Origin of the sequence: Rhodococcus sp. C3V (assembly GCF_029269915.1) — a bacterium.
Lineage (GTDB): Bacteria > Actinomycetota > Actinomycetes > Mycobacteriales > Mycobacteriaceae > Rhodococcus_F > Rhodococcus_F qingshengii.
Map to the genome: position 1 here is coordinate 520,844 of NZ_JARJBE010000003.1, position 25,623 is coordinate 546,466.

Genomic DNA, 25,623 nt, shown 5'->3' on the forward strand with positions numbered 1-25,623 from the left:
CGAACCCGGGGCATCCGTGCCACTCAGCCCAGCAGTTTGGCTTTGAGCGTCATGACAGTCGCCGGGCTCAGACCCAGGCCCTCGGTCAGGTACCGATCGACCGACCCGTAGGTCTGGTCCAACTGGGCGAGACCGGCATCGAGATAGCTTGCCTCGACACCCAACAGAGGCTCCATGTTGACGGCCATCTGTTCGCCCAGGCTCGCCGCGATGCCCGCGCGCGTGGCCTTCATGCCTTCGGCTGTGTACTCGTTGGTCAGCAAGTAGTCGTTCATGATCACCGAGCGGTCGACACCGGCGATACTCAGCAGCAGAAACGACGTCCAGCCGGTGCGGTCTTTGCCTGCGGTGCAGTGGAAGACCTGTGCACCTTCGGTTTCCGCGAGACCCGTGAGCAACTGCGCGAACCCGGCTCGCTCCGTCGCTCCGGTGACGAAGGCGCGGTTCATGTCCTGCATCATCGATCGTGAGTCCTCGGGGGACTTGATCTTCGCGATCATCTCGGCGATGTTCCCGGACAGGATCGGAATGTTCTCGTACGCAACCCCGTCGGGCAAGACATCGGGCTTACTGGCGATCTCGGGTTCCGTGCGCAGATCGTAAACCTTTGTCAGTCCCAGCTTTTCGAGATTGCTCATGTCATCGCCCTTGGGCGTGATCGCGTTCGCGCGGTAGAAGACTCCCTTGTTCACGGGCAGGCCGAAAGTTCCCGAGTATCCGGCGCCGGTGCCTGCGACGTCGCGGAAATTGTCGATCCCGGTCAGCCGCGGCGCATCTGGGGTCTGCTCGGAACTGCCGAAGTTGCTGGATCCGAAATCCAGCGAGCCGAACAGCGGAGCCGAGGGGCCAGGTTCGGCCTGCGCGATCGAGGCGCCGAAACCGGTGATGAGAAAGCTACTGGTCAACGCAATGGCCGCGGCAGACCGTAGTGAGCAGGTACGGGTGGATCGGGACATGTGTGAGCCCTTCGTCGAGCGGAGAGAGTGGCGAGTCGATGAGGTATCGCGAAGGCAAGGTAGCGAGTTCGCGTGTCCGATTCGAGAGGAATCTTGCTTTGCTCCCTCTCAGTGGGAGGCGTGCTGCTGTGAGCGTGGGCGGCTCGGGAGGCGCAGTTCATTCCTCGGGACCTTTGTTTGTGTAAAGGTCCAGTGCCCTGATATTGGTTAGCCTCACCAAATCAATTCCGGAGCAGTCCGGTGCGTTCAGATGGAGTTCAACATGCGGGTTCAAGGTCTGTCGCGGTTTCGCCGCGCAGTGGTGATCGGCGCAGCAGCTGCGCTGGCGGTCGGCGTCGCCGGCTGTAGCAACTCCGAGGAGGCGTCGTCCGAATCGTCGACGACAGCCGCGAGCTCGCAGACCCGTGTCTTCGAGGCGCAGAACGGATCCATCGAGATCCCGAGCGACCCGCAGCGGATCGTGGCCTGCGGATACGCAGTTCTGCTGCTGATTCAGGCGGGAGCGAACCTGGCAGCAGTATGCGAGTGGACCCGTGAACTCGGCAACATGGACGACAAGACCAAGGCCGCTTACGAAGCTCTGCCGAAGGTCGCGCCCGACGGCAACGTCTCCCAGCTCAACTACGAGGGAATCGTCGCTGCCGAGCCCGATCTGATCATCATGGGTGTTCCCGCTCGAGTCGAAAGCCAGCTGGACATGGCGCAGCTCGAGGCGGCCGCTCCCGTCGTCTTCCTGGGACCGACGGTTCCTGCTGATTGGCGAGTGCTGGGCGAGCAGTTCGCCGATGCCGCGAATGTCTCCGACACCTACGGCGAGTTCAAGGACGACTACGACGCCAAAACCGCCGAACTGGCCGCGAAGTACAAGGACAAGCTCGGCTCGTTGACCTTCGGCGGCGTGTGCAACGTCTGCAAGCCGGAGGCCGGCACCTTCTCACGCGAGTACGCGTCTTCGTACACGACCAATCTCTTCGACGGACTCGGACTGCAGTTCCCCGGCACCCCCGCAGACCCTGCCGACATCCATGTCGAACAGGTATCCATCGAGAAGATCGGCGAAAATCTCGGAAATGTCGACGTGATCGTCTACGGCCTCAACGCCGACGGCTCGATGTCTCCGCAGTTGCAGGAGCTGGTCAATTCCGAGCTGTGGAAGGAATTGCCCGCAGTGAAGGCCGGCAACGTCGTCCAGGTCCAGCATTCGCTGGCCGCGACCTATCAGACGGCTCTTCTGACGCTGGATTCGATCGACGAGGGCCTGTCGAAGCTGCCCGCAAACCAGTAGTTCATCGACTGTGACGGTGGCCTCTCGCCTGCTGGCGAGGGGCCACCTGCATATCCGGATGAGCAGGGCGGACAGCTCTCCGATCGGCGAGGACGCTTACCTGTCCCGGCTACCGGGGTTCTGTACGAACTGCGAACGCCCGATAGGGTGACCGGGTGCGTCCTACACTTGATTCCTACACTCATCTGGCCGGTGGCAAGGTCCGTGACCTTTACACGATCGACGACGAGCATCTGCTGCTTGTCGCGAGTGATCGGATCTCGGCCTACGACCACGTGCTCAGCACGCCGATCCCGGACAAGGGTCGCGTGCTCACCGCGATGAGCGTGTTCTTCTTCAACGTCCTCGGTGGCACCAACCACCTGGCCGGCGAGCCCGACGACGATCGCATCCCGGAAGAGGTTCTCGGCCGCGCTCTCGTGGTGCGCTCCCTCGACATGGTTCCCGTCGAATGCGTCGTTCGTGGCTTCCTCACCGGCTCCGGCCTGGTCGACTACAACAACACCGGCGCAGTGTGCGGCGTCGCGTTGCCCGAGGGCCTCGTCGAGGCGTCGCGTCTGCCCGACCCGATCTTCACCCCGGCGTCCAAGGCGGCTCTCGGGGATCACGACGAGAACATCAGCTTCGATCAGGTAGTGGAGAAGGTCGGCCAGAAGCTGGCAGTGCAGCTTCGCGAGGACACTCTCGACGTCTATGCCCGCGCCTCCAACTTCGCAGCCGATCGCGGAATCATCCTTGCCGACACCAAGCTCGAATTCGGTCTCGACTCCGCTGGAAACCTCGTGCTCGCCGACGAGGTGCTCACCCCCGACTCGTCGCGCTACTGGCCTCTCGAAGGCTACGAAGCGGGCAAGGTGCAGCCCAGTTTCGACAAGCAGTTCGTGCGCGACTGGCTCACGAGCCCTGAATCCGGCTGGGACCGTAGCTCGGACACGACACCGCCGCCGTTGCCGCAGGAGATCGTCGACGCGACCCGTGCACGCTACATCGAGGCGTACGAGCGCATTTCCGGTCTGTCCTTCGACGATTGGGTCGGTCCCAGCGCATGAGCCTGATCCCGCCGGTCGCAAAGAAGGTCCCCGCCGAACGTACCCATCACGGACACACGTTCGTCGATGACTACGAGTGGCTGCGGGACAAGGACAACGCCGAGGTGGTCGCATACCTCGAAGCCGAAAACGCGTACACCGACGAGCAGACGGCCGCGCTCGAGCCGTTGCGCGAGAAGATCTTCCAGGAGATCAAGTCGCGGACGCAGGAAACCGACATGTCGGTGCCCACGCGCATGGGTAAGTGGTGGTACTACTCGCGCAGCGTGGAAGGCAAGTCGTACACCGTCCAGTGCCGGTGCCCCATCGCCGGTGAAGACGACTGGACTCCGCCCGACCTGACGCCCGGCGTCGAGCTGGCCGACGAGCAGATCCTCATGGACGGTAACGTCGAAGCCGAAGGGCACGAGTTCTTTTCGCTCGGCGCGTTCTCCATCAGCGAGGACGGCACGTTGCTCGCGTACTCGGTGGACATCGTCGGCGACGAGCGGTACACCTTGCGGTTCAAGAACCTCGAGACCGGTGAGATGCTCGCCGACGAGATTCCCGATACCGCGCCTGGCGCCACCTGGGCGATCGACCACAGTCACGTCTTCTACATGACGGTCGACGACTCCTGGCGTCCGGACACGGTGTGGCGTCACAAGCTGGGAACGCCGCAGAGTAAAGATGTTTCGGTGTTCCACGAGCCCGACGAACGGTACTGGGTTTCGGTGGGGTCCACCCGCAGTGAGAAGTACCTGATGATCTGGGTCGGTTCCAAGGTGACCAGCGAAGGCTGGATGCTGGAATCGGCGAACCCGGAAGGCGAATTCCGCGTCATCATCCCACGTCGCGAGGGCGTCGAGTACGGGGCCGAGCACGCCGTGATCGGGGGAGAGGACCGCTTCCTGATCCTCCACAACGACGTCGTCGACGGCATCAAGGCAGAGAACTTCGTGTTGGTGGAAGCTCCCGTGTCGGATCCGACGAACATGACGACGCTGATCGAGCACAGCGCAGACGTTCGTCTGGAAGAAGCCGAAGCCTTTGCCGGACACCTCGTCCTGAGCTACCGCCGCGAGGCGCTCACTCGGGTTGCCGTGTGGCCGTTGACGGATGACGGCTACGGCGAACGCCACGAGATCGACTTCGACGAAGAACTCTTCAGCATCGGCATGGGGTCCAACCCGGAATGGGCGCAGCCCACCATCCGGCTCGGATTCACCTCATTCATCACTCCCGGGCAGGTGTACGACTACTACGTCGCCAGTGGTGAACTGGCACTGCGTAAGTCGCAGCCCGTTCTCGGAGACTTCGATGCGAGTAACTACGAGCAGCGTCGCGACTGGGCAGTAGCCGACGACGGAACCCGCATTCCGCTCTCGATCGTGAGGCGCGTAGGTGCGCCGGAAGGTCCCGCGCCGCTGCTGTTGTACGGCTACGGTTCCTACGAGGCGAGCATCGACCCGTCGTTCTCGGTTGCCCGCTTGTCGTTGCTCGATCGCGGTGTCGTCTTCGTCGTCGCACACGTGCGCGGCGGCGGCGAGATGGGCCGTCACTGGTATGAAAACGGCAAGACGCTCACCAAGAAGAACACCTTCACCGATTTTGTCTCTTGCGCAAAGCATTTGATCGACACCGGTGTAACGTCGGCCGACCGGATGGTTGCCGACGGCGGTAGTGCAGGTGGATTGCTGATGGGCGCTGTCGCCAACATCGCTCCGGAACTGTTTGCCGGCATTCTCGCCAATGTTCCGTTTGTCGACCCGTTGACGTCGATTCTCGATCCGTCGCTGCCGTTGACGGTCATCGAGTGGGACGAATGGGGAGATCCGCTGCACAACAAGGACGTCTACGACTACATGCGCTCGTACAGCCCGTACGAGAACGTGGAAGCCAAGGACTATCCCGCCATTCTTGCGATCACGAGCATCAACGACACCCGTGTTCTGTACGTGGAGCCGGCCAAGTGGGTCGCAAAACTGCGCGCCACCAAGACCGGTGATGCGCCGCTACTTCTCAAGACCGAGATGAGCGCCGGACACGGCGGTGTCAGCGGTCGGTACGAGAAGTGGAAAGAGGTCGCGTTCGAGTTCGCCTGGGTGTTGGACACCGTGGGCGCGAACTAGCTTCTGTGTCAATCAGGTTCGGTGACTGTCAGGTTCTGTGTCAATCAGGTTCTGCGGTAACGAACCTGAGGGCGCCCAGCGCGCCCGTACTCGGTCTCCCGGGTGAGCATGCCGTCGTCTGCCAGCTTTTCCAGGTAGCGCCAGGCTGTCACCCGGGACACGCCGACCGATGCTGCCACCTCTGCAGCGGTCACGGGTCCCTCAGAATCCCGGACAGACGCTGCGACGAGTCCGAGTGTTTGAGACGCAAAGCCTTTCGGTGCCGCTGCTCGATCGTCGGACGTTCGTAGCGCGGACATCGCGCGGTCGATGTCGTGTTGACTGACCGCAGACTCTCCAGCGGGAAGCGCTGCACGATATTCGAGGTAGCGCTCGAGCTTGTCGCGGAATGCTGCGAAAGTGAACGGCTTGAGAAGATAGAGGACGATCCCGCGAGCCACGGCGCTTCGGACCACCTCCAGATCGCGCGCCGAGGTAACCGCGATGATGTCCGGACTGGGCCGCAAACCGCCCAGGGCGGAAGCCACGTCGAGACCGCTGGCGTCGGGCAACCCGATGTCGAGCAGGACCAGGTCGATGGGCTGGTCGGTGGCGTTGGCCGCCGTAACTGCACGCACGGCGGCGTTCCCGGAATGAACCACGCCGTGGACCACGAATTCCGGCACACGCTCGACGTACGAACGGTGCGCCTGGGCGATCAACGGTTCGTCGTCGACTATCAGCACACGGATCATCGCGGTGCTTCCGCCTCGCGCAGCGGGATACGGACAACCAGCATGGAGCCCATCGCCGGCTCGCTGGTGAGCGTGCCGCCGTGCCGTTTCACAACTTGAGAGACCAGTGCGAGACCGAGTCCGCGAGAGCCGGATTTTGTGGAGTAGCCACGGCCCTTGGCCTTTTCGAGTGCTTCGGGTGTCATTCCCGGGCCGCTGTCGGCGACGGCAACAACCATCATCGAATCCTCTTCCATTACCGTCACTTCCACCCACGGAGACTCGCTCGCGCGCGATGCGTCAATAGCATTGTCCACGAGATTGCCGACCAGCGTGACCAACTCGCGTGCATTGAGCGAAGGAACCGGACCGAGCGCGGTGTCTTCGGTGATGGTCAGGTCGACCCCGCGTTCGGCCGCTTCACTCATTTTCCCGAGCAGCAGTGCGGCGAGCGCCGGCTCGTGGACCGCATTCATCAGACGATCTATCAACTGTTGGGACACTCGCAATTCATTGGTGGCGAAGGCCACTGCGTCTTCGTTCCGGCCCAACTCGACCATCGTGATGATCGTGTGCAGACGATTTGCACTCTCGTGGGCTTGCGATCGAAGCGACTCGGCAAAACTGCGTACCGAATCCAATTCCCCGAGTACGTTCTGCAATTCGGTGTGATCGCGAATTGTCAGCACGGTGCCAATTCTGTTGCCCTCCCACTCAACCGGGTGTTGGTTGACCACCAGCACACGCTTGTCGGTGAGGTGCACTTGATCCTTCGCGGGAGAGGCGTCGTCGACTCGCATGGTCTCGGGGATGGACGAAAGTGGCACGGGCCCGTCCGGTAGATCGAGGAGGCGACGCGCTTCGTCGTTGACGATATCCACTCGCGCATCTCTGCTTCGGCCTCGCCCGATCACCACCAGACCCTCACCGATGCTGTGCAGGACGGCGTCGTGGTGTTCGTACATGGTGCGCAGTTCATCCGGCGCCATCCCCAGGGTCTGTCGCCGGATACGCCGACTCACCAGAAGTGAACTCAGGAGGGCGGCAAGAAGACCGCCGCCGGCAACGAACAGGATGACCGGAACACTTTGGGCGAACTGCTTGCTGATCTGCTCGCGGGTGACACCGGCAGAAACCAGACCGACCAAGGTTCCGCCGGAATCGTAGACAGGAGTGACTGCGCGGATCGACGGCCCCAGCGACCCGGCGTACGTCTCTGTGAAGGTCACGCCGGCAAGTGCGCGGTCGATGTTCCCGGTGAAGAGTTGACCGATCAGCTCCGGGCTCGTGTGGGTGAACCGAGTGCGATCAGGCGCCATCACCACGATGAAATCGACGCCGGTTGCCTGTCGGATCTTCTCGGTCTGTGGTTGCAGAATCGCGGTCGGGTCCGGACTCGTCAGGGCTGCCGCCGTCGAATCCGACAGGGCGAGAGTCCGCGCTATCGAGCTCACCTGCCTGCGGATCGCGTCGTCGCTGTCTCGGCGTTCGTCGACAACTGCGAGCGCGGCCCCCACACCGATGACCAGCGCTAACAGCGCCAATTGCAGGAGCAGGATCTGCCTGGCGACGCTCATACGTCGGCCGGTCCTTCGTTCGACCATCGAGCGCCTCCTGAACGTAATGAACACAAACTTCCGGGCCCACCTGTTTGCAACAAGAATTCTCCACGACTCGAAGTGATCCCGATCACTTCACAGATATCCGATCCAAAGGACACCCCATGAGCAGCACGGCAACAGGGACAGTAGACGGTTCCCCACAGCCCGAGGGCACCAAGGCAAAGCGCGACAAGACGCATTGGCTCTACATGAGCGTCATCGTCGCGGTCATCGGCGGCATCCTCGTCGGTTGGCTCGCACCCGAGTTCGGTAAGTCCGTCGGTGTACTCGGCACGTTGTTCGTCAGCCTGATCAAGATGATGATCAGCCCGGTCATCTTCTGCACCATCGTGCTCGGCATCGGCTCGGTTCGAGCGGCGGCCAAGGTCGGCAAGGTCGGCGGCCTCGCACTCGCCTACTTCATCGGGATGTCCACCATCGCACTCGCGATCGGCCTGGGCGTCGGCAACCTGCTCAACCCGGGCAGTGGCCTGAACATCACGCCCAATGCGGCCTCCGTGGCCAAGCTTGCAGATCAGGCCCACAGCGCGGGCGGTACCTGGGACTTCATCGCGTCCATCATTCCGACGTCGATGCTGTCCTCCCTCACAGCCGGCAGCGTGCTGCAGACTCTGTTCGTCGCCCTTCTGGTCGGCTTCGCGATCCAGTCGCTCGGCAAGTCGGGTGAACCGATCCTCAAGGCCGTCGGATACATCCAGAAGCTCGTGTTCAAGATCCTGACGATGATCCTCTGGCTCGCCCCGATCGGTGCTTTCGGTGCCATCGCCAGCGTCGTCGGCCAGACCGGTTTGAACGCCGTCGTCCAGCTCGGCACGCTGATGATCGGCTTCTACCTGACCTGCCTGATCTTCGTCTTCGGTGTTCTCGGAACGCTGCTGCGCGCGGTCACCGGATTCAACATCTTCAAGCTGGTCAAGTACTTGGCCCGTGAGTACCTGCTCATCTTCGCCACGTCGTCCTCCGAATCGGCACTGCCGCGTCTGATCGCCAAGATGGAGCACGTAGGCGTCGAGCGCACCACGGTGGGCATCGTCGTTCCCACGGGCTACTCGTTCAATCTCGACGGCACCGCGATCTACCTGACGATGGCCTCGATCTTCATCGCCGACGCCATGGGACAGCCACTCGGTTTCGGTGAACAGCTCTCGCTGCTGGTGTTCATGATCATCGCCTCCAAGGGCGCTGCCGGAGTCAGCGGCGCCGGTCTGGCCACGCTGGCAGGCGGACTGCAGAGCCATCGCCCCGAGCTTCTCGACGGCGTCGGACTCATCGTCGGAATCGACCGCTTCATGTCGGAAGCGCGAGCGATCACCAACTTCTCGGGCAATGCGGTTGCGACTCTCCTGGTCGGCGCCTGGACCAAGACGATCGACAAGGAACGCGTCGTCGAGGTACTCGACGGGAAGATTCCGTTCAACGAAGCCACGATGCTCGACGACGAGGACGAAGAAGAGCAGCACAAGCTCGAAACGGCTCCGACCGGCACCAAACAGTCGTTCGTGAGCCATCACTAGAAACGTCCGCTCTGCTGAACGTTTGACTGCGCTGCAGGCGCGGAACCCGATCTACGATCAGTGATCCTGGTCGTAACGATGAAAGAGACCGCCGCACCAACCGTGCGACGGTCTCTTTCTGTTCGTGGCTAGGTGTACCAGGTCGGTTCGGGAATCTCGCCGGTCAGAAAACGACTACCGACTTCACGGCGCTTGTACGCGAGCGGATCGTGAAGGGTATGCGTCCGGATGTTGCGCCAGTAGATGTCCAGGCCGACGTCGTTGGACGTGGCTCGGGCACCGGTCAGTTCGAAGATCTTGTTGCTGATCTCCAAGGAGACGTCGGCGGCGCGAAGTTTTGCGGCCGCGATGCGTACGGCGAGGTCGCCGCGAGCCTGCTCGGTGAGGTTTTCGCGAGCGTCGTGGAGCACGGCGTCGGCCTCACGGCTGACCTGATCCACGAAGGCCTCCGCTGCCCACAGCTTGGATTGCAAGTCGCCGTAGCCCTCACGGAGGTACCACTCGTCGGTTGCGATTTCGCGGTTGTCACCGCCGTACGGCCATGGACGCGTACGGGTTCGGGTGTACTCGGCGGCAGTGTCCAGTGCGCCACGAGCGATCCCGAGGTAGAAGTTGGCGAACACGATCTCGATCGCCGGGAAGTTCAGGGTGTTGTAGACCAGAGGTTGGAATTCCTTGTCGACAAAGCCTGCCGCACTTGCCCAGTCGACCTCGACGTCGTTGATCTCGACGCTGCCGGAATCGGTGAGGCGCTGCCCGAGATTGTCCCAATCACCGCGGAAGACTATGCCGTCCTGAGCAGTCGGCACGATTGCGAACACATGCGTCGCAGTTCCGTCGATGATTCCTTCGAGCACAGTGAGGTCGGTGACTCGGCCGCCGGTGGAAAACGACTTCACACCGTTGAACACCAGGGTGTCTCCGCGGTCCGCGACGGTGAGGTCGGTGTCTCGAGGGTTGACCGCGCCGCCGAAGAAGAATCGGTTGCTCGTGTACAGCTCCTCGACAGCGGAGATCTGCGGATCGGTTCCGACCAATCTGGCTGCCCATGCCCACAGATAGTGGTATCCGAGCAGTTGTCCGATGGAGCCGTCGGCGCGGGCGATCTCCCGAACCACCTTGTAGGCGGTCTCCCATCGCTGCCCGCCGCCGCCGAACTCGACCGGGCCCAGGAGCGTCACAAGACCACTGTCCTTGAGCAGCTGAACTTCTCGGAACGGTGGTTCGCCGGCTCGGTCGCGGGCGAGTGCGTCGGCGGCAAGGATGTTGCTCACCTCGCGAGCCCGGTCGATCCAGCCCTCGGATGTGTCGGGAACGCCGACGAAGACTTCGGTTTCACTGGTCACGGTCATGCCTGTTCATCCTTTTCGGTCGGTGCGGTCCCGATGGCCCACACGTAAATCGGTTCGGTTCCGTTGATTTCGTAGTCGCCGACAACTTTGGATTTGAAGACGACCGGATTGTGGCTGGCGACGGTGCGGGCGTTGCGCCAGAATCGATCGAGATCGAGGTCGCGGCTCACTCCGGAAGCACCGAGTGCGTCGAAGATCTTGGCCGTGGCCGGAACGACGAGTCCGATCGAGGCGACCTGCCCTCGCCCCGAATCGATTTCGGCTGCGATGTTGGCGGCCTTCTCTTCCTCCGGCGAGCCGGAGAATGCAGCTTCGTATGCCCATTGGGACGACTGTGCTGCGTGCAGTGCCACGGCCTCGGCTGCAAAGGCAGCAGAGGACACCTCGCCGACAACTTGCTGGATCTGCGAATCCTGCGCGTATCTCGGAGCGTTGCCGTGACTGAAGGTTCGAGTGCGAGCGGCGACTCGACGAGAGATCTCGGTTGTCGCAGCCTTGGCGATGCCGGCGAGAGTGGCGAGATGGAACAGTTGGTAGAACGCGGTCTGGTATTTGAATCGCGTCGAGAAGTCGAAGATGTTCTCCGGCTGGACTATTGCGTTCTCGTAGACGGACGAGCCGGAGCCAGTCGTCTGCTGGCCGAACCCGTTCCAGTCGTCACTGTGTGTGACACCGGGTTGTCTCGCTTCGACTGCCGCGATCACGAATGCGCCGGTGTCGGTGCGCTGCGAGTACAGGTCGATCCAGTCGGCGAAGATGGAACCCGTGCTGTAGAACTTTGCCCCGTTCGCCAGGAAATGGTCGGCATCGGGTGCGGGCGAGACCTTGGTGTTGGCTTCGCCCAATGCAACGTCGCCGATTTCGGTCCATGCGTTGCCGACCAACTGTCCCTCCGCGAAGCGTCGGAGCCAGATGTCACGCTCCGGGCCGGGGTCGGCGACCAGTCGGTCTTCGACAAACGCGAAATGTCCGCGCAGGGCCTGGGTGATATTGGAATCGGCGCTCGACAGCTCGACTAGTAAGCGGATCAATTGCGGGATGCTCGCACCCGATCCACCGTGTGTTGTCGGCACCCGAACGGCGCCGAAGCCTGCATTCTTGAGTGCGTCGATCTGTTGGAAGGGAAGCACGTGATCGCGTTCGCGTTCGACGACGCCTTGTGCGATGTCCGCGAAGATCGGACGGAATTTCTCTGCCAGTGTTTCGTAGTCGACCTCACTTTTGATCGGATCAGCAGACCGGGGTACGGCATTCGGCGTCAGTGCGGTGGTCATGGGAAGAATGCAAGCTGTAAACACCAGGGGCGTCGATCCTTCATCGCGACCTGATTCGAAGTGTTGTCAGTCAGCGCAAATCTCGGTTCGATGGCCTGCCGGGCACTCTTGTCGAAATCGAGTGGTCAGTGGGGTTGCTCGCGAACGTGCTCGACGGTCCATCCGCTCCATTCGACGGTCCCTCCGGCACCACAATCATGTCGGAACGGCAGCCCTGGAGGACCGGAGCGAACGACGACGCGAAAGTCTCTCCCCTCCAACCGAAGATCGACAGTCGTGTGTTCTCCGTCGACACTCTCGCTGATGCTCTCGAGTGCGTCCGTGGCGACGATGTCGGTGGCGCGTCGGACTGCGTGTTCGGCGGCCTGAGCGGCCTGTGACAGTGCCGCCCGGCCGCGCAGGTGCAGCAGCTCCAATTCTCCGGCTTGGTATTTTTCGGCTGCATCGATTGCGGAGTTGCCGTCCAGTCGGCTGAAATAGACTGCGGCAGGCCACGCAATCATGTTGGCCGCGAAACGATCTCCGCCAATGTGACTGCATTCCCACACATCTGCGATCTGTGCCGCGTTCAGCGCCGAAACGACCGGGCGGCCGAGTTCCGCGCAGCACGCATCCTTCTTTCCATGCGTGCAGACTGCGAAGAGCGGTTCCGTGCGGGGGCGGCCGAAGTCGGGTTCCGCTCCGGCGGCCATCGATTCGAACGGCAGTACCGACAGGTCCTCGTATCGGTCGACCGCCCCTTCCCGCATCCATTGGCGTGTGCCGTCCGTCCAGGCGAGTACACACGTCGGGGTGAGCACCCGGCGGTTGCGGGTCCGCCGGATCACCACGACACGGATACGGCCCTGCGCTGCGTAGATCTTTTCGGTGAGCGCGACGGGGAGAACGTCGTCAGGGGCGGACGCCGGCCAGGGGCCGGGATGCTCGATCAATACCCACAGATGTGTCATTCCGGCGCGACCGACCATAGGTTCGCCGGCGGTCGACGACTGCCGTGTACAGGCGTGAGGGCGTCGACTGGTTTGCGGATTGGCGACAAATTCCGAAAGGCACTGCATAGATCCTTTCCCCAGGACACCGTCGCTGTGGCAGGGGAGGGAAGACATGATGAGGCTCCAGTCTCGTAGGTTAGGCTCACCAGACTATTGGATGGTGAATCCTTTGCTCAGCCGCGGTGAATGCACGTGGCTGTGACGGTCGGAAGCAGTCGGTAACAGGAGTTTGTGAATGAAACGCAGTAACTCGCGGACGAAGTACATGCTGGGTGGTTTTGTCCTCGCCGCCATAGTGGCAACGACAACGGCGTGTGGCAGTGACGACAAGACGGATACCGGCAGTCAGTCTGCCGACACCGTGCACGCGGTCACCCACGCCCGCGGAACTACCGACGTACCGACGGATCCGCAGCGAGTTGTCGTGCTCGAGCCGGTTCAGCTCGACACGTCGGTAGCGCTGGGCGTGATTCCCGTGGGCACCGCGGTACTCAGCGAGACGACCGGCGTTCCGGCGTACCTCGGTGAGAAGGCGGCGGAGATCGAGATGGTCGGAACCGTCGCGGCACCGAACCTCGAGAAGATCGTCGCACTGAGCCCGGACCTGATCATCGGAACGGAATCGCGGCACGGTGATCTGTACGAGCAGCTCGCTGCCATCGCACCGACCGTCTACATGGCAACTCAGACCGATCCGTGGCAGGACAACGTCCAGTTCGTCGCAGAGGCGTTGAACAAGACCGATCAGGCAGGTGAACTGCTCGGTGACTACACGGCACGCTGCGAGGAAGTGGCGAGCAAGCACAGCACCGAGGGCAAGACCGCTCAGCTGATCCGCCCACGCGACGACGTTCTGACGCTGTACGGACCCACGTCGTTTGCCGGAAGCACTCTCGAATGTGCTGGACTCACGATTCCCGCACGCGACTGGGAGAACTCGATCTCGGTCGACCTCTCCCCGGAATTCGTCTCCGGAGCCAACGCCGACCTCATCCTGGTCACCTCCGCGAAACCGGCCGATGCCGGCACGATGCCGAAGGCCGTCGCAGACAACGCCGGATTCTTCCCGAACCCGCATCTGGTGGACATGTCCTACTGGATCACCGGCGTCGGACCGCTCGGCGGCCTCACCGTTCTGGACGACCTCGATCGCATTCTCGGAGCGTCGAATTAGCAGTGCGCGAAGGAGCAGTGCGCGAGAGAGTCGCTAAGTTGGAGCCTATGACAACTCCAGTACAGAACATCGCGATCAACACCCTCGGTGGCGTGCCCACCTCTTTGGGTGAATACGACGGCCGCGCCGTCCTCGTGGTCAACGTCGCGTCCAAGTGTGGACTGACCCCGCAGTACTCGGCGCTCGAGAAGCTGGCCAGCGAGTACGCCGATCGCGGTCTGACCGTGATCGGTATCCCGTGCAACCAGTTCATGGGGCAGGAACCGGGTACCGCCGAAGAGATCGAGACGTTCTGCTCCACTACCTACGGCGTCACGTTCCCGCTTCTCGAGAAGATCGAGGTGAACGGCGAAAACCAGCATCCGCTGTACGCCGAGCTCACCAAGGCGGCCGACGCCGAAGGCGCTGCGGGAGACATTCAGTGGAACTTCGAGAAGTTCCTGATCGGACCGGACGGCACCGTCGTCAACCGCTTCCGTCCGCGGACCGAGCCTGACGCACCCGAGGTTGTCGCCGCGATCGAAGCTGCGCTTCCCAAGAACTAGAGGTTTCCAAGAACCAGTAGGTGCGCTGAAAACTGCCGCCGGATGATCATCCGGCGGCAGTGTGCTGTTCACCCACAGCTGCCACTATCGGAGTATGTCCGCAGAACTGATCGTGTCGGTATCCGGAATCAGAGACGAGACATGTTATCTCGCTGCCGGATTCGCAGACGAGATGGACACTCGAGGTGTCCGCTTGTCGCTCCTGGTGGCGCCGCGACTGAAGGACAAATACCGACTGGCCGACGACGCGGTGACGACGGCTTGGCTGCGTGAGCGTCGCGAGCACGGCGATGCCATCGTTCTGCACGGCTACGACCAGGCCGCGACCAAGCGTCGCCGAGCCGAGTTCGCCACTCTGTCGAAGCACGAAGCGAAACTGCGACTACTCGCTGCGGACCGCGTTCTCGAGCATGCAGGCCTTCGGACCCGGGTGTTCGCACCGCCGCGCTGGGTGGCATCGCCCGGTGCCATGTCGGTGTTGCCGGAGACGGGCTTTCGCACGATGGCAGGCCTCGGGGCAGTACATGATCTGACCCGCGGAACCTTGCAACGGGGAAGGGTTTTCGGGATCGGCGAAGGCTTCAAGGCCGAGCCGTGGTGGTGTCGCGCATTGGTTCTCGGAGCCGGGCGTGCCGCCAAACGTGGGGGACTGGTCAGATTGTCGATCACGGCCAAGCAGTTGGGAAACGAGGGCCCACGTCAGGCCGTCCTCGACGCCGTCGACCTTGCCCTCTTCCACGAAGCCGACTCGCAGGTGTATCGGTGGAACTCCCCGTCTCAGGAGCTCGGCGCTGCCTGAATTCGGCAGTTGGCAACTATTTGATAGCTACGAGACTATGTCGTCTGTCCGGGTTGTCCGAGCGGGCAGACTCTTCGCGTTTCTCCACTTCCTTGCTGGTAGTAGTGCAGAGTGGGTCAAAATCGCATAAAACGGACGTTCAATTAGAGCGCTGGGTCAGCCAACTCTCCCACTGCTAGAGTGCGTGCAGTTAATCTGCCGCTAGTAGATGGGATTGGGATCTCGCCATGCGCACGAGAGTGTTCTCCAAGTCGGCCGAGGGTCTTGTCGCCGTGGCTGTGGGCGCAGTCGTCTGTGCTGCGTTCGTTCCGGCGCTCGCGTCTGCCGCTCCGACCGGCGCGGTTCACATGCTGCCGACGGGCAGTGTCGACGGCGGGTCGAGCGGATCGAGCGGATCGAGCGATGGCGTCCGCACCGCAACCGTCGACGATGAAGGTGAGCAACTCACACTGCGCCTTCACAGGATGAACCTGCGGGGATCCGAGTTCTCGATGGCTGTGCAAGACAGCGACGGAGAGCTGACCGACGCGGTGATCCCGGCGCCCCGTTCGTACATCGGCAGCGTGGAAGGGCGTCCGGACGCAATCGTCTCGGCCATCGTCGACTCCGCCGGAACACTGCGCGGGCAGGTGATTTTCGATCGTGGTGTTTCGATAGAGTTCGTCGGATCCGAGGTGGTCGGTCGCAGCACGGCGCCGATCGACGCAAAACCCAAGTGGCCCACCGCGGCCATTGCGCCGGCCTCGGCCGCAAGGGTCGGCAAGACGGTCAAGCAGTTCGTGGTCGGACTGGACCTCAGTGGCGAGTGGTACTCCGCGCACGGCGCAGGCAGTGCCGCCGTCGCTCTGGATCGGGCCGAGGAATCAATGGCCCGCACCGCTGCCATCTGGATCAGAGACGTCGGGATTCGGCCGGTCCTCGGTCGAGTTGTCCTGCGGGCAGATTCCGCCGGCGATCCGTACTCGAGCAGTTGTGAAAATCTCGAGCAGTTAGAAGATCTGTGGTCCGATCAGGTCGGGTCGAGTGTCGATCAGGCGACCGTCGTGTGCGCATCCGGTGGCGGAAATGCCTACTACTCGAAGTTCGAACTCGACCACAGCTACGCGCATGTCGGTGCCGAGTCCGACGGCAACTTCAGCCGCGTTCTCCGCCACGAGTTGGGCCACAACTTCAATGCCGACGACTACCACGGCGGCGGCGCCGAGGGATCGACCATCATGAACGGTAACGACCTCTCGCGCTTCGACGGCACCGAATTCGCTGCCATCGTCGATGCGGCGGAGGTTGCCTCGGCTCGACTCGACGACGTCGGTCGGTACACGGCAAGCCCGATCCCACCGTACGCCGCACTCGACACCGCGCGGGTCCGCTCAGGCGGCACAGTCACCGTCGACGCCGTCGCGAATGATCATGACAGCAACGGAGATTCGATCAAAGTGACCGGCGTCGGGGCGACGTCACTTCTCGGTGGCACCGTGAAGCTCGAAAACGGCGAAGTGGTGTTCGAAGCCGGAACGAAGGCAGGCACCGACAGGATTCTCTACACACTCACCGACGCAGCCGGTGGCACGAGCACCGGCTGGATCATCGTCGATGTGAGTGCGTGAGAACCGAATCAGGCGACTTCGACGCTCGACTCCTCGTCGAGAACTCGGAACTCGGTGCCGTCGGCAGCCATTTCCGAGTAGCGACCGTAGAAGATGCCTGCGGCCTCGTCGCGGATGATCGCTTGATGAATGGGAACCGCAACGCGCGGCGCCACCGCGCGGAGGTAGTCGATGGCCTCCGAGATCTTGAGCCACGGTGCGGCGGCGGGGAGGGCGAGAACGTCGACCTTCTGTTCGGGGACGTAGAGGGAATCGCCGGGATGCATGAACCGTGCCGGGTTGGTGGCGTCACCGAGGAGGAACGCGGTGTTGTCGATCATCGGTAGGTCCGGATGGATGATTGCGTGCTCTCCGCCCGTTCCGGTCACCTCGACGTCGCCGATGCTGAACCGGTCGCCCGGCCGGACGCCGGTCCAGCGCCCACCGAGCTTTTCAGCCGTCTGCGGATCGCTGTAGAGCACGGCGTCGGGATTCGCTTCGGCCAGTTCGGGCAGCCGCGCAGGGTCGGCGTGATCGGGGTGTTGATGTGTCACGAGGATGGCGTCGAGGCCGGTGATGCCTTCGAATCCGTGCGAGAAGTTGCCGGGATCGAAGAGGATCTTCGAGCCGTTCAACTCCACGAGCACACAGGAATGGCCAAAATGTGTCAGTCGCATGATTTCGAGTATGCGCCGACGCGGAAGGGCTCGCAGGCGAGTCCGACAGGTGTTGGCCGTCACGCCCCGATCACTCGATGCGAACCATCTCGGGTGCGCCCGGTAAACTGGCCATCACCCGAGCGTTTCACTCCGGGTTCGCGCACTAGTACCGAGGAGCAGCACGTGGCCCGTGTCGTCGTCGAAGTCATGCCCAAGGCCGAGATTCTCGACCCCCAGGGACAGGCAATTGTCGGGGCACTGTCTCGCCTGGGCTTTGCAGGAGTATCCGATGTCCGTCAGGGCAAGCGGTTCGAGTTGGAGATCGACGGCAGTGTCGAAGACGCCGAACTCGAGAAGATCGCCGAAGGCCTGCTGGCCAACACGGTGATCGAGGATTGGACCGTCAGGCGAGTCGAGGCATGAGCGCACGTATCGGGGTTATCACGTTCCCGGGCACGCTCGACGACATCGACGCTGCTCGGGCCGTCAACCTGGCCGGCGGTGAAGCTGTTGAACTCTGGCACGGCGATGCAGACCTCAAGGGTGTCGACGCAGTCGTCGTCCCCGGAGGATTCTCCTACGGCGACTACCTTCGCTGCGGCGCAATCGCCCGGTTTGCTCCCGCGATGGGCAAGGTTGTGGAAGCAGCCAAGGGCGGCATGCCGGTCCTCGGCATTTGCAACGGTTTCCAGATCCTCTGCGAAGCCGGTCTGCTCCCCGGCGCCCTGACCCGTAACCAGGGTCTGCACTTCATCTGCCGCGACGAGTGGTTGACGGTCGAAGCCAACAACACGGCGTGGTCCTCACGCTACGAGGCCGGCGCCCAGATCCTCATCCCGCTCAAGTCGGGTGAAGGCCGCTTCCAGGCGTCCGAGAAGGTTCTCGACGAACTCGAGGGCGAAGGCCGCGTCGTCTTCCGTTACTCGGAGGAGAACCCCAACGGCTCGCAGCGTCGTATCGCCGGTATCTCCTCGGCCAACGGCCGCGTCGTTGGTCTGATGCCGCACCCCGAGCACGCCACCGAGGCTCTCACCGGCCCCAGTGACGACGGACTCGGCTTGTTCTACTCGGCACTCGACGCGATCGTCACTGCCTGATCGCCTGCTGATTTTCACCACTGAACGCCGACCGGAAATCCGGTCGGCGTTCAGTCGTTTGTGGAGGTGTCCCGGTGCCCGGGGACTACTGGCTGTAGGAACTGAGGAAGTTACCGAGGCGCTCGAGGGCGGTCGACAGATCGTCGGTGTTCGGCAGAGTCACCAGTCGGAAATGATCAGGCTCGATCCAATTGAACGCGCGGCCGTGACTGACAAGAATCTTCTCCGATTCCAGTAGATCGAGAACGAACCTCTCGTCGTCGACGATGCCGAACTTGTCGACGTCGAGTTTCGGGAACAGGTACAGCGCCCCGTCGGCCTGCTGGCAACTGATCCCGTCGATGCTGTTGAGCGTGCTGTGCGCGAGATCGCGCTGGGCCGTCAGTCGACCTTGTGGAAGCAACAGGTCCTCGATGGACTGGCGTCCGCCGAGTGCGGTCTGGATCGCGTGCTGCGCCGGCACGTTGGCACACATACGCATGTTGGCCAGCAGTTTGATGCCTTCGATGAAGCTCGACGCCCGTTCGAGTGGTCCGGTGATGGCCAGCCATCCGGCTCGGAATCCGCAGACGCGGTAGGCCTTGGACAGTCCCGAATACGTCAGACACAGGACGTCTCGCCCGGTCATCGTCGCAAGGTTTGTCATGGATCGGCCGTCGTAGACGATCTTTTCGTAGATTTCGTCTGCGAAGAGCATCAGATCGTGTTTGCGTGCAAGGTCCACGAAGCGTTGCAGCACCTCCGTCGAGTAGACGGCGCCCGTTGGATTGTTGGGATTGATGACGACAATCCCTCGGGTGCGCGGAGAGATCCGAGCTTCCAGATCGTCGAAGTCCGGTGCCCAGCCTTGACTTTCGTCGGTGAGGTAGTGGACCGGCGTACCGCCGGCAAGCGACACCGAAGCCGTCCACAAGGGATAGTCGGGAGCGGGAATCAGGATCTCGTCCTCTGGATTGCAGAGGGCCTGCATCGTCAGGGTGATCAGTTCGGAGACACCGTTTCCGAGGTAGATCTCGTCGACGGTGACGTCGGTGATACCCCGCGTCTGGTAGTACTGGACCACCGCAGTGCGCGCCGAATACAGTCCGCGAGAATCGCAATATCCCTGTGCGGTAGGGAGATTACGGATCATGGCCATCATGATCTCGTCCGGTGCTTCGAACCCGAAGGGGGCCGGATTGCCGACGTTGAGTCGCAGGATCGTGTGTCCCTGATCCTCGAGTTCTTCGGTCTTGTCGAGAATTCGCCCTCTGATGTCGTACCTGACATTCTCGAGCTTGCGGGCCTGATCGATGGGTGTGTTCACGCGGTTACGTACCTCTCCGGTTCGGGTGGGCGAGTTGTGTTTTAGATGAGAAGGGCGCCTCAGGGGTCGGTCTGGAAACGGACATTGATTCGCGATAGCGCTAGCGGTGAACGAGGAGTAGCGCTACTATGATTCGACATGTCCAATGATAGCAGTTCGAGGATTGTCGCAGCCTTGCGCGAGTGGATCGCGACGGCTCCTCCAGGCGCGAAGCTTCCGTCCACTCGGTCGCTCGTGAGCCTGCACGGGGCGAGTCCGGTCACCGTGCAGAAGGCGCTGCGAACACTGGTATCTCAGGGGGTTGTGGAGGCTCGTCCCGGTGTGGGGACCTTCGTGCGCGCGGCGCGCGTCGTGCGACCCAACGACTACGGGTGGCAGACGGCGGCGCTCGGATCGCCGAACTATCGTCTGCAGTTGCCCATGGCGCTGCAGTCCACCTCCAACGACGTGATCGCGCTGCATTCCGGCTATCCGGCCCGAGAGCTGTTGCCGGAAGGTCTGGTTCGTGCAGCCTTCACCAGGGCGACGCGAACCGACGCCGTGTTCAATCGGCCCCTCGCTGCCGGACTTCCGGAACTGCAGTCCTGGTTTGCCTCCGAATTGGGTTCCGCCACTCCTGCCGGGATCACGCCACCGGGGCCGAACGACGTGGTTGTACTTCCCGGCAGTCAGGGCGGGCTTGCGACGTCCTTCCGCGCGTTGGTGGGGGAGGGGCGTCCGTTGCTCATGGAATCGCCGACCTACTGGGGTGCGATCCTGGCCGCCGCGCAGGCAGGAGTCACAGTCATTCCGATCTCCAGTGGTGCCAACGGCCCCGATCCGGAAGAGCTTTCGCGTGCATTCGAACAGACAGGCGCTCGGGCGTTCTACGCACAACCGAGTTTCGCGAGTCCGACGGGGGCGTTGTGGTCGCCGACATTGGCTGACAAGGTGCTCGAGACCGTCCGTCGGCACGGAGCCTTCCTGATCGAGGACAGTTCGGCGCTCGACTTCGGCATCACCGCCGATCCCAGCCCTATTGCTGCTCGAGACGACAGCGGACACGTTGTCTACCTCCGTGCGCTGACCAAGAGTGTGTCCCCATCGGTGCGAGTTGCCGGCTTGATCGCTCGCGGACCGGCGTACGAGCGGATTCTTGCTGGTACACAAGCAGATTCGATGTACGTCAGCGGAATGCTGCAGGCAGTCGCCCTTGACGTCGTTACCCAACCGGCCTGGCGAACGCACCTGCGCAGGCTTCGTCACCAACTCGAGGCCAGACGCGACCTCCTCGTGTCGAGTCTGCGCGAGCATGCGCCGGACGCTCACCTCGACGCCGTACCGCAAGGTGGACTCAACCTCTGGCTTCGGCTTCCGGACACCACGAATCTCGAACGCGTCGTGCAGGACTGCCGGTCGGCCGGCGTGATCGTCGGGGCCGGAGACGATTGGTTCCCGGCGGAACCGACCGGAAAGTTCCTGCGGCTCAACTACGCCGGTCCGAACCCGGGCGAATTCCCCGACGCCGCCCGCATCATCGGCGGAGCAATCACACAACATATGTAGAACTCACCGCCTTGAGGTTGACCTGAACTTCCGTTGAGGTTTTATCGTCGTGTCCATGACCAAACAGCCAATGCAGCCACCGGCGAATCAGCCGATCGGATTCTGGACCGCGCGTGCAGGCGAAGCGATTCGCGCACGCACGCGCGGGGCACTCGAAGCAATCGGCGTGACTCAGCCGCAATGGTGGGTCCTGCACCAACTTTCGCTGCACCCGGAAGGGGTCGAGCGAGCTGTCCTCCTACGGACGATCGGTCCGAACGAATCAACTGACGTCATCGACGACGCCGTCGACTCTGCCCTCGAACTGGGGTGGGCGCGCGAAGACGGGTCTGTCCTTCGCCCGACTGATGCGGGCTCCGAGCAGTTCGATCGCGCCGCGCGGGTACAGCAGATGCTGCAGGAAGAGCGGATGCAGGGAATCACCGAAGAGGAGTTTGTCACCACCATCACTGTGCTGCAGCGAACCATCAAGAACGTGGGCGGCGACGCCTGGCACTGGTAGCAGACATTATCTGGGCCCGCTGCCGGGTAGAGCGGCTTCGATCAATTCGACGGCGCGGGACACGCCGCCCGCCGCTGCGAGTTCTTCTGCCAACTCCGCGCTGCGTCGGCGGAACTCGTCGGCGCTCACCAGCGTCAGCGCCTCACGAAGCTCTACTGCCGTGACGGTAGCGCTGTCGACGCGTACTGCGACACCGGCGTCGACGAGCGAGTCGGCGTTGCCGAACTGGTCAACGGCTTGCGGCACCGCGATCATGGGTGTCCCGGTGACGAGTCCCTCGCTGGATCCGCCCATACCCGCGTGGGTCACAAATGCGTCGGCCTGCTGCAGAATCGCGAACTGCGGTACCCAGCGGTGTATTTCGACAGTTCCGGGCACAGATCCGAGATCTGAGATCTGTACCTGCTTCCCGATTTGGAGGACGACGTGCCAGCCCTCCATTTCGCCGAAAGCTTCGACGCAGATGCGGTAGAAATCCGGGTGATCGGTGAAGGCAGAACCCAGCGAAATCAACAAGAGCTTGCGTTCCGGATCCGGGTTCACCCAGGGTTGACTGCTCGGTTCGAGTGCGGGGCCGACGAACGTGTAGACGTCGCGGTTCACTCGATCGGCGTTGGGCTGCATGGATTCTGCGATCAGAACGATCGCACGCGGTGGGCGTCCGGTGAACTCACGAGGATCGACCTCGACGCCTTCGCTGCGGAAGAACCGGGCCTCCCGATCGAGCAGGTCCACGCCTCTCGGATCGGAACGAATCTCGTCGTACATCGGTGCGGCGTCGGCTTCGTAACCGTCCCAGGCAACGTACGTCGGCGACAACTGCATGATGGGAACATTCCACTGCTGAGCCAGTATTCGTGCCGGAATGCCGGCGATGTCGTAGAGAAAGAGGTCAGGTCGATCGTCTTCGTAAATACGGCGCAGTTGCGGCAGCATCGACTCGTAATCGTCCTGGAACAGGGTCAACTGATCTATCAGATCCCCGTCCCAGCTCTTCTCCGGTTCGGCGCCGTCAGGGGAAGGAGCGAGGCTGGGCAGCGTGGATACGTACGGTGCGAATTCGGCCCCGGTCGCCTCGATGATCTCACGCATCGACTCGTCGTTGGCATAGGTGACGCGGTGACCGGCGGCCACGAGACGCGCGATGATCGCCAGGCTCGGATTGACGTGGCCCGGTGCCGGAATGCTCACCATGGCGATATGTCTGCGGGTCATCGATCACTCCTGCCGTCTGACTGTTCTCGAACATCTCCGTCTACCGAACCGAGACTATCCACCACTATGGGCGACGGCATCTGATTTTTGCCGGGGGAAGTACCGTGGGCTCTCGAGTAGGACTACGCATCCGAGTGTTGCGGCGAAAGGCCAGACTTCGAAGCATGAGCGCACCGACAACACCTTCGAAGACCACTGCAGCCTTCTACCTGCAGGCCGGAATCGCCTTTGCCGTCAGTTTTGTCGGCACCCTCCTCGGAATTGCCTATCTTCCGATCGATGCGTGGCAACGCGGATTTCTCGGAATGTCCTTGCTGTTCTTGGTCACCAGCACGTTCACGTTGGCCAAGGTGATTCGTGATCAGCAGGAGGCATCGACGGTCAGAGTTCGGGTGGACGAGGCTCGACTCGAGAAGTTGATCGCCGAACACGATCCGTTCAAAGCGGCAGCGTGAAACCTGTCGGCAAGGTCAGGATCAGCGTGCTGCCGAGAGGTTGCTCGCTTCGGCGTGCCGACAGATCGCCGCCGTGGGCGAGCGCGAGGCTGCGCGCAATCGTGAGCCCCAAACCCGAACCGTCGGATCGGTCACCACGATGAAAACGGTCGAAGACGGATTCGAGCTGGTCTGAGGGAATTCCGTCGCCGGTGTCGGTGACGGACACGGAGAGGTGATCCTCTCCCCGCGCGAGTGTCACCGTCACCGAACCTCCGGTTGGAGTGTGCCGCAACGCGTTCTCGAGAAGGTTGGCGAGGATCTGTTCGATTCGTTGGCGATCGACCTCGGCCGTGATTGTGTGCGGAGGCAAGACGGTCGTCAATTCGACCCCACGATCGACAAATCGTGGCCGCGCTGCTGCCGTTGCGCTGGCGACGATGTCGTCGAGATCCTCGGCCCGTCGATCGAGTTCGAGTGCGTGCTCGTCGGCAGCGGAGACGTCCGCCAGATCACACGAGAGCCGACGAAGTCTTTCGAGTTGGTCACGCATCACCGACCATGAAGTCGTGTCCGTGGGTAGGACGCCATCCTCGATGCCGTCCACGTACGCAGCCAAAGTCGATACCGGAGTGCGTAATTCGTGGGCAAGATCGGCAAGCAGGCGTTTGCGGACCCGATCCGAATGATCAAGGCGTGCCGCCATGTCGGCAAAGGCAGTTTCGAGACGCGTGAAATCGGCATCTACGTCGGACCTGCCGATAGTCACGTCGAAGTTCCCGTCTGCGACGCTTTGAGCCGCCTCCGCCAGCGTTGAGATCGGGGCCGTGATGCGTCGGACGATGTAGACCGCGGCGATGCTTGCGCCCACCAGTGCGACCGCGATCCCGCACAACAGTGCAATGGTCATGGTCTGAGCGAATGCCTCTTCGGTGTGGGTACGGACATTCGAGTCTTCGATGCCGGCCATCATGAGGTGGTTGTGAAAGAGCGGGGCAGCGACGGCAATGGCGACTGCGGCGATGGCGAGGCAGGAGACGAACAGGACGACAAGCTGCGCCAGCAGCAGTTTTCCGCGTAGCCCGAGTTTCTTCATGACGACCTCGTTCATGACGACCGTGTTCATGACGACCTCAACGAGTATCCGACGCCCCTGACGGTTCTGATGAACCGCGGATCGGTCGCGTCGTCGCCGAGTTTGCGGCGTAATGCACGGACATGGACGTCGACGATGTGCTGGTCCCCGAACCACGACGACCCCCACACCGAGGCGATGATGTCTGCTCGACTCCAGGCCGCGTCAGGTCGGGTAGCGAGGGCGGAGAGCAACGCGAACTCGGTGGGAGTGAGATCGATCGGGCGGTTGTCGACATGCACGGTGCGGGCGAGGACGTCGATGTCGAGACCGGGTGGCGTCGGCAGCGCTTCCGGCAGCATGCTCGACGCACGTGGCCGTCTGAGCAGTGCTTTCACTCGCGCAACCAACTCGCGGGGGCCGAAGGGTTTGACCACGTAGTCGTCTGCGCCGGCTGCCAGTCCGCTCACCTTGTCCGACTCGTCACCGCGGGCGGAGAGCATCAGGACGTACGCGTCGGAAAACGTACGGATCCGCCGGCAGACTTCCAGACCGTCGAAGCCCGGGAGCATCAGGTCGAGCACGATCAGTGCGGGCTCGAATTCGCGGACCGCACGTACCGCGCTCGGACCGTCGTGTGCGATCCGAACCGTGAAGCCCTCTCGGCTCAGGTAGTTGGAGACAACCTTCGCGAGCGCAGGTTCGTCGTCGACGACGAGTACGCGCCCAGGCTCCTCGCTCGGTCGTAGTTCGGCGCTCATCAGTCCGAGGCTAGTCGACTGCGCCGCCTTGTTGCCGCCGCCTGATGGTTTCGTTCG

General features: G+C 62.5%; 24 protein-coding genes. 13 read left to right on the forward strand and 11 right to left on the reverse strand.

The features are described 5' to 3' along the window. Positions 1 to 23: 23 nt before the first annotated feature. Entirely contained in the window at positions 24 to 956 is a 933-nt protein-coding gene (locus P3G66_RS11305) for a tyrosine-protein phosphatase (protein WP_054781000.1), read from the reverse strand. Between the two features lie 250 nt (positions 957 to 1,206). On the opposite strand from P3G66_RS11305, the gene P3G66_RS11310 reads away from it, so the two are divergent. From P3G66_RS11310 to P3G66_RS11320, 3 genes are all read left to right on the forward strand, one after another. After that, positions 1,207 to 2,241, forward strand: coding sequence for an ABC transporter substrate-binding protein (locus tag P3G66_RS11310; protein ID WP_276116548.1), 1,035 nt, complete (start codon positions 1,207 to 1,209; stop codon positions 2,239 to 2,241). Positions 2,242 to 2,396: 155 nt separating this feature from the next. Beyond that, positions 2,397 to 3,290 carry a phosphoribosylaminoimidazolesuccinocarboxamide synthase gene (locus P3G66_RS11315; protein WP_003945463.1) on the forward strand — a complete coding sequence of 298 codons (894 nt, stop codon included), beginning with the start codon at positions 2,397 to 2,399 and terminating at the stop codon, positions 3,288 to 3,290. Further along, positions 3,287 to 5,401, forward strand: a complete 2,115-nt coding sequence (locus P3G66_RS11320; RefSeq protein ID WP_158170189.1) for a S9 family peptidase — start codon at positions 3,287 to 3,289, stop codon at positions 5,399 to 5,401. Before P3G66_RS11315 ends, P3G66_RS11320 begins: the two co-directional genes overlap by 4 nt. Before the next feature lie 44 nt (positions 5,402 to 5,445). Here the strand turns inward: P3G66_RS11320 and P3G66_RS11325 are convergent, their stop codons facing one another. Together P3G66_RS11325 and P3G66_RS11330 are read right to left on the reverse strand one after the other, a co-directional pair. Continuing rightward, positions 5,446 to 6,135, reverse strand: coding sequence for a response regulator (locus tag P3G66_RS11325; protein WP_003945570.1), 690 nt, complete (start codon positions 6,133 to 6,135; stop codon positions 5,446 to 5,448). Next, complete coding sequence (locus P3G66_RS11330) at positions 6,132 to 7,718, reverse strand: sensor histidine kinase (protein WP_276116549.1); 1,587 nt, start codon at positions 7,716 to 7,718, stop codon at positions 6,132 to 6,134. The genes P3G66_RS11325 and P3G66_RS11330 overlap by 4 nt, the downstream gene beginning before the upstream one ends. A 119-nt stretch (positions 7,719 to 7,837) precedes the next feature. Between P3G66_RS11330 and P3G66_RS11335 the strand changes: the two genes are divergently transcribed. Then, the gene (locus P3G66_RS11335; protein WP_007734438.1) at positions 7,838 to 9,250 is read left to right on the forward strand and encodes a C4-dicarboxylate transporter DctA; all 1,413 of its coding nucleotides are present in this window, start codon (positions 7,838 to 7,840) and stop codon (positions 9,248 to 9,250) included. A 128-nt stretch (positions 9,251 to 9,378) separates the two neighbouring features. Here the strand turns inward: P3G66_RS11335 and P3G66_RS11340 are convergent, their stop codons facing one another. The 3 genes from P3G66_RS11340 to P3G66_RS11350 all read right to left on the reverse strand — a co-directional run bounded on the left by P3G66_RS11340 (position 9,379) and on the right by P3G66_RS11350 (position 12,826). Beyond that, on the reverse strand, positions 9,379 to 10,602 hold the full coding sequence (locus P3G66_RS11340) for an acyl-CoA dehydrogenase family protein (RefSeq protein ID WP_054188015.1): 1,224 nt from the start codon (positions 10,600 to 10,602) through the stop codon (positions 9,379 to 9,381). Beyond that, positions 10,599 to 11,876, reverse strand: a complete 1,278-nt coding sequence (locus P3G66_RS11345; protein WP_003945638.1) for an acyl-CoA dehydrogenase family protein — start codon at positions 11,874 to 11,876, stop codon at positions 10,599 to 10,601. The genes P3G66_RS11340 and P3G66_RS11345 overlap by 4 nt, the downstream gene beginning before the upstream one ends. A gap of 125 nt (positions 11,877 to 12,001) precedes the next feature. After that, positions 12,002 to 12,826 carry a sucrase ferredoxin gene (locus tag P3G66_RS11350; RefSeq protein ID WP_276116550.1) on the reverse strand — a complete coding sequence of 275 codons (825 nt, stop codon included), beginning with the start codon at positions 12,824 to 12,826 and terminating at the stop codon, positions 12,002 to 12,004. A 277-nt stretch (positions 12,827 to 13,103) separates the two neighbouring features. On the opposite strand from P3G66_RS11350, the gene P3G66_RS11355 reads away from it, so the two are divergent. The 4 genes from P3G66_RS11355 (at position 13,104) to P3G66_RS11370 (ending at position 16,993) form a co-directional block, all read left to right on the forward strand. Further along, positions 13,104 to 14,042 carry an iron-siderophore ABC transporter substrate-binding protein gene (locus P3G66_RS11355; protein WP_042452648.1) on the forward strand — a complete coding sequence of 313 codons (939 nt, stop codon included), beginning with the start codon at positions 13,104 to 13,106 and terminating at the stop codon, positions 14,040 to 14,042. Between the two features lie 47 nt (positions 14,043 to 14,089). Beyond that, positions 14,090 to 14,587, forward strand: coding sequence for a glutathione peroxidase (locus P3G66_RS11360; protein ID WP_003945816.1), 498 nt, complete (start codon positions 14,090 to 14,092; stop codon positions 14,585 to 14,587). 94 nt (positions 14,588 to 14,681) lie between these two features. Then, on the forward strand, positions 14,682 to 15,386 hold the full coding sequence (locus tag P3G66_RS11365; protein ID WP_007734443.1) for a DUF2334 domain-containing protein: 705 nt from the start codon (positions 14,682 to 14,684) through the stop codon (positions 15,384 to 15,386). 227 nt (positions 15,387 to 15,613) lie between these two features. Beyond that, the gene (locus P3G66_RS11370; protein ID WP_276116551.1) at positions 15,614 to 16,993 is read left to right on the forward strand and encodes an Ig-like domain-containing protein; all 1,380 of its coding nucleotides are present in this window, start codon (positions 15,614 to 15,616) and stop codon (positions 16,991 to 16,993) included. Positions 16,994 to 17,001: 8 nt separating this feature from the next. Here P3G66_RS11370 and P3G66_RS11375 read toward each other — a convergent pair whose 3' ends face one another. Next, complete coding sequence (locus P3G66_RS11375) at positions 17,002 to 17,649, reverse strand: MBL fold metallo-hydrolase (RefSeq protein WP_007734446.1); 648 nt, start codon at positions 17,647 to 17,649, stop codon at positions 17,002 to 17,004. A gap of 165 nt (positions 17,650 to 17,814) precedes the next feature. On the opposite strand from P3G66_RS11375, the gene purS reads away from it, so the two are divergent. Further along, on the forward strand, positions 17,815 to 18,054 hold the full coding sequence (gene purS, locus P3G66_RS11380) for a phosphoribosylformylglycinamidine synthase subunit PurS (protein WP_003945817.1): 240 nt from the start codon (positions 17,815 to 17,817) through the stop codon (positions 18,052 to 18,054). Beyond that, complete coding sequence (gene purQ / locus P3G66_RS11385) at positions 18,051 to 18,728, forward strand: phosphoribosylformylglycinamidine synthase subunit PurQ (RefSeq protein WP_050655460.1); 678 nt, start codon at positions 18,051 to 18,053, stop codon at positions 18,726 to 18,728. The genes purS and purQ overlap by 4 nt, the downstream gene beginning before the upstream one ends. A gap of 85 nt (positions 18,729 to 18,813) precedes the next feature. On the opposite strand, the gene P3G66_RS11390 is transcribed toward purQ, so the two are convergent. Then, the gene (locus P3G66_RS11390) at positions 18,814 to 20,034 is read right to left on the reverse strand and encodes a pyridoxal phosphate-dependent aminotransferase (RefSeq protein ID WP_276116552.1); all 1,221 of its coding nucleotides are present in this window, start codon (positions 20,032 to 20,034) and stop codon (positions 18,814 to 18,816) included. 138 nt (positions 20,035 to 20,172) lie between these two features. Here P3G66_RS11390 and P3G66_RS11395 point away from each other — a divergent pair, with 138 nt between their 5' ends. Continuing rightward, the gene (locus tag P3G66_RS11395; protein WP_276116553.1) at positions 20,173 to 21,579 is read left to right on the forward strand and encodes a PLP-dependent aminotransferase family protein; all 1,407 of its coding nucleotides are present in this window, start codon (positions 20,173 to 20,175) and stop codon (positions 21,577 to 21,579) included. Positions 21,580 to 21,634: 55 nt separating this feature from the next. Continuing rightward, positions 21,635 to 22,081, forward strand: coding sequence for a MarR family winged helix-turn-helix transcriptional regulator (locus tag P3G66_RS11400; RefSeq protein WP_276116554.1), 447 nt, complete (start codon positions 21,635 to 21,637; stop codon positions 22,079 to 22,081). Between the two features lie 6 nt (positions 22,082 to 22,087). On the opposite strand, the gene P3G66_RS11405 is transcribed toward P3G66_RS11400, so the two are convergent. Then, entirely contained in the window at positions 22,088 to 23,296 is a 1,209-nt protein-coding gene (locus tag P3G66_RS11405; protein ID WP_276116555.1) for a macrolide family glycosyltransferase, read from the reverse strand. A 164-nt stretch (positions 23,297 to 23,460) separates the two neighbouring features. On the opposite strand from P3G66_RS11405, the gene P3G66_RS11410 reads away from it, so the two are divergent. After that, positions 23,461 to 23,751, forward strand: coding sequence for a YiaA/YiaB family inner membrane protein (locus tag P3G66_RS11410; RefSeq protein WP_054800678.1), 291 nt, complete (start codon positions 23,461 to 23,463; stop codon positions 23,749 to 23,751). On the opposite strand, the gene P3G66_RS11415 is transcribed toward P3G66_RS11410, so the two are convergent. Both P3G66_RS11415 and P3G66_RS11420 read right to left on the reverse strand, forming a co-directional pair. Continuing rightward, positions 23,735 to 24,856 (reverse strand): ATP-binding protein, encoded by a 1,122-nt coding sequence (locus P3G66_RS11415; RefSeq protein WP_276116556.1) that lies wholly within the window; start codon positions 24,854 to 24,856, stop codon positions 23,735 to 23,737. The genes P3G66_RS11410 and P3G66_RS11415 overlap by 17 nt on opposite strands. Further along, on the reverse strand, positions 24,853 to 25,566 hold the full coding sequence (locus P3G66_RS11420) for a response regulator transcription factor (protein ID WP_276116557.1): 714 nt from the start codon (positions 25,564 to 25,566) through the stop codon (positions 24,853 to 24,855). The genes P3G66_RS11415 and P3G66_RS11420 overlap by 4 nt, the downstream gene beginning before the upstream one ends. Between the last annotated feature and the right edge of the window lie 57 nt (positions 25,567 to 25,623).

Coding starts and splice junctions, on each gene's coding strand:
- P3G66_RS11305 (WP_054781000.1), bottom strand. CDS start 956: ATGTCCCGATCCACCCGTACCTGCTCACTACGGTCTGCCGCGGCCATT.
- P3G66_RS11310 (WP_276116548.1), top strand. CDS start 1,207: ATGGAGTTCAACATGCGGGTTCAAGGTCTGTCGCGGTTTCGCCGCGCA.
- P3G66_RS11320 (WP_158170189.1), top strand. CDS start 3,287: ATGAGCCTGATCCCGCCGGTCGCAAAGAAGGTCCCCGCCGAACGTACC.
- P3G66_RS11325 (WP_003945570.1), bottom strand. CDS start 6,135: ATGATCCGTGTGCTGATAGTCGACGACGAACCGTTGATCGCCCAGGCG.
- P3G66_RS11330 (WP_276116549.1), bottom strand. CDS start 7,718: ATGGTCGAACGAAGGACCGGCCGACGTATGAGCGTCGCCAGGCAGATC.
- P3G66_RS11335 (WP_007734438.1), top strand. CDS start 7,838: ATGAGCAGCACGGCAACAGGGACAGTAGACGGTTCCCCACAGCCCGAG.
- P3G66_RS11340 (WP_054188015.1), bottom strand. CDS start 10,602: ATGACCGTGACCAGTGAAACCGAAGTCTTCGTCGGCGTTCCCGACACA.
- P3G66_RS11345 (WP_003945638.1), bottom strand. CDS start 11,876: ATGACCACCGCACTGACGCCGAATGCCGTACCCCGGTCTGCTGATCCG.
- P3G66_RS11350 (WP_276116550.1), bottom strand. CDS start 12,826: ATGACACATCTGTGGGTATTGATCGAGCATCCCGGCCCCTGGCCGGCG.
- P3G66_RS11355 (WP_042452648.1), top strand. CDS start 13,104: ATGAAACGCAGTAACTCGCGGACGAAGTACATGCTGGGTGGTTTTGTC.
- P3G66_RS11360 (WP_003945816.1), top strand. CDS start 14,090: ATGACAACTCCAGTACAGAACATCGCGATCAACACCCTCGGTGGCGTG.
- P3G66_RS11365 (WP_007734443.1), top strand. CDS start 14,682: ATGTCCGCAGAACTGATCGTGTCGGTATCCGGAATCAGAGACGAGACA.
- P3G66_RS11370 (WP_276116551.1), top strand. CDS start 15,614: ATGCGCACGAGAGTGTTCTCCAAGTCGGCCGAGGGTCTTGTCGCCGTG.
- P3G66_RS11375 (WP_007734446.1), bottom strand. CDS start 17,649: ATGCGACTGACACATTTTGGCCATTCCTGTGTGCTCGTGGAGTTGAAC.
- purQ (WP_050655460.1), top strand. CDS start 18,051: ATGAGCGCACGTATCGGGGTTATCACGTTCCCGGGCACGCTCGACGAC.
- P3G66_RS11395 (WP_276116553.1), top strand. CDS start 20,173: ATGTCCAATGATAGCAGTTCGAGGATTGTCGCAGCCTTGCGCGAGTGG.
- P3G66_RS11400 (WP_276116554.1), top strand. CDS start 21,635: ATGACCAAACAGCCAATGCAGCCACCGGCGAATCAGCCGATCGGATTC.
- P3G66_RS11405 (WP_276116555.1), bottom strand. CDS start 23,296: ATGACCCGCAGACATATCGCCATGGTGAGCATTCCGGCACCGGGCCAC.
- P3G66_RS11410 (WP_054800678.1), top strand. CDS start 23,461: ATGAGCGCACCGACAACACCTTCGAAGACCACTGCAGCCTTCTACCTG.
- P3G66_RS11415 (WP_276116556.1), bottom strand. CDS start 24,856: ATGAACACGGTCGTCATGAACGAGGTCGTCATGAAGAAACTCGGGCTA.
- P3G66_RS11420 (WP_276116557.1), bottom strand. CDS start 25,566: ATGAGCGCCGAACTACGACCGAGCGAGGAGCCTGGGCGCGTACTCGTC.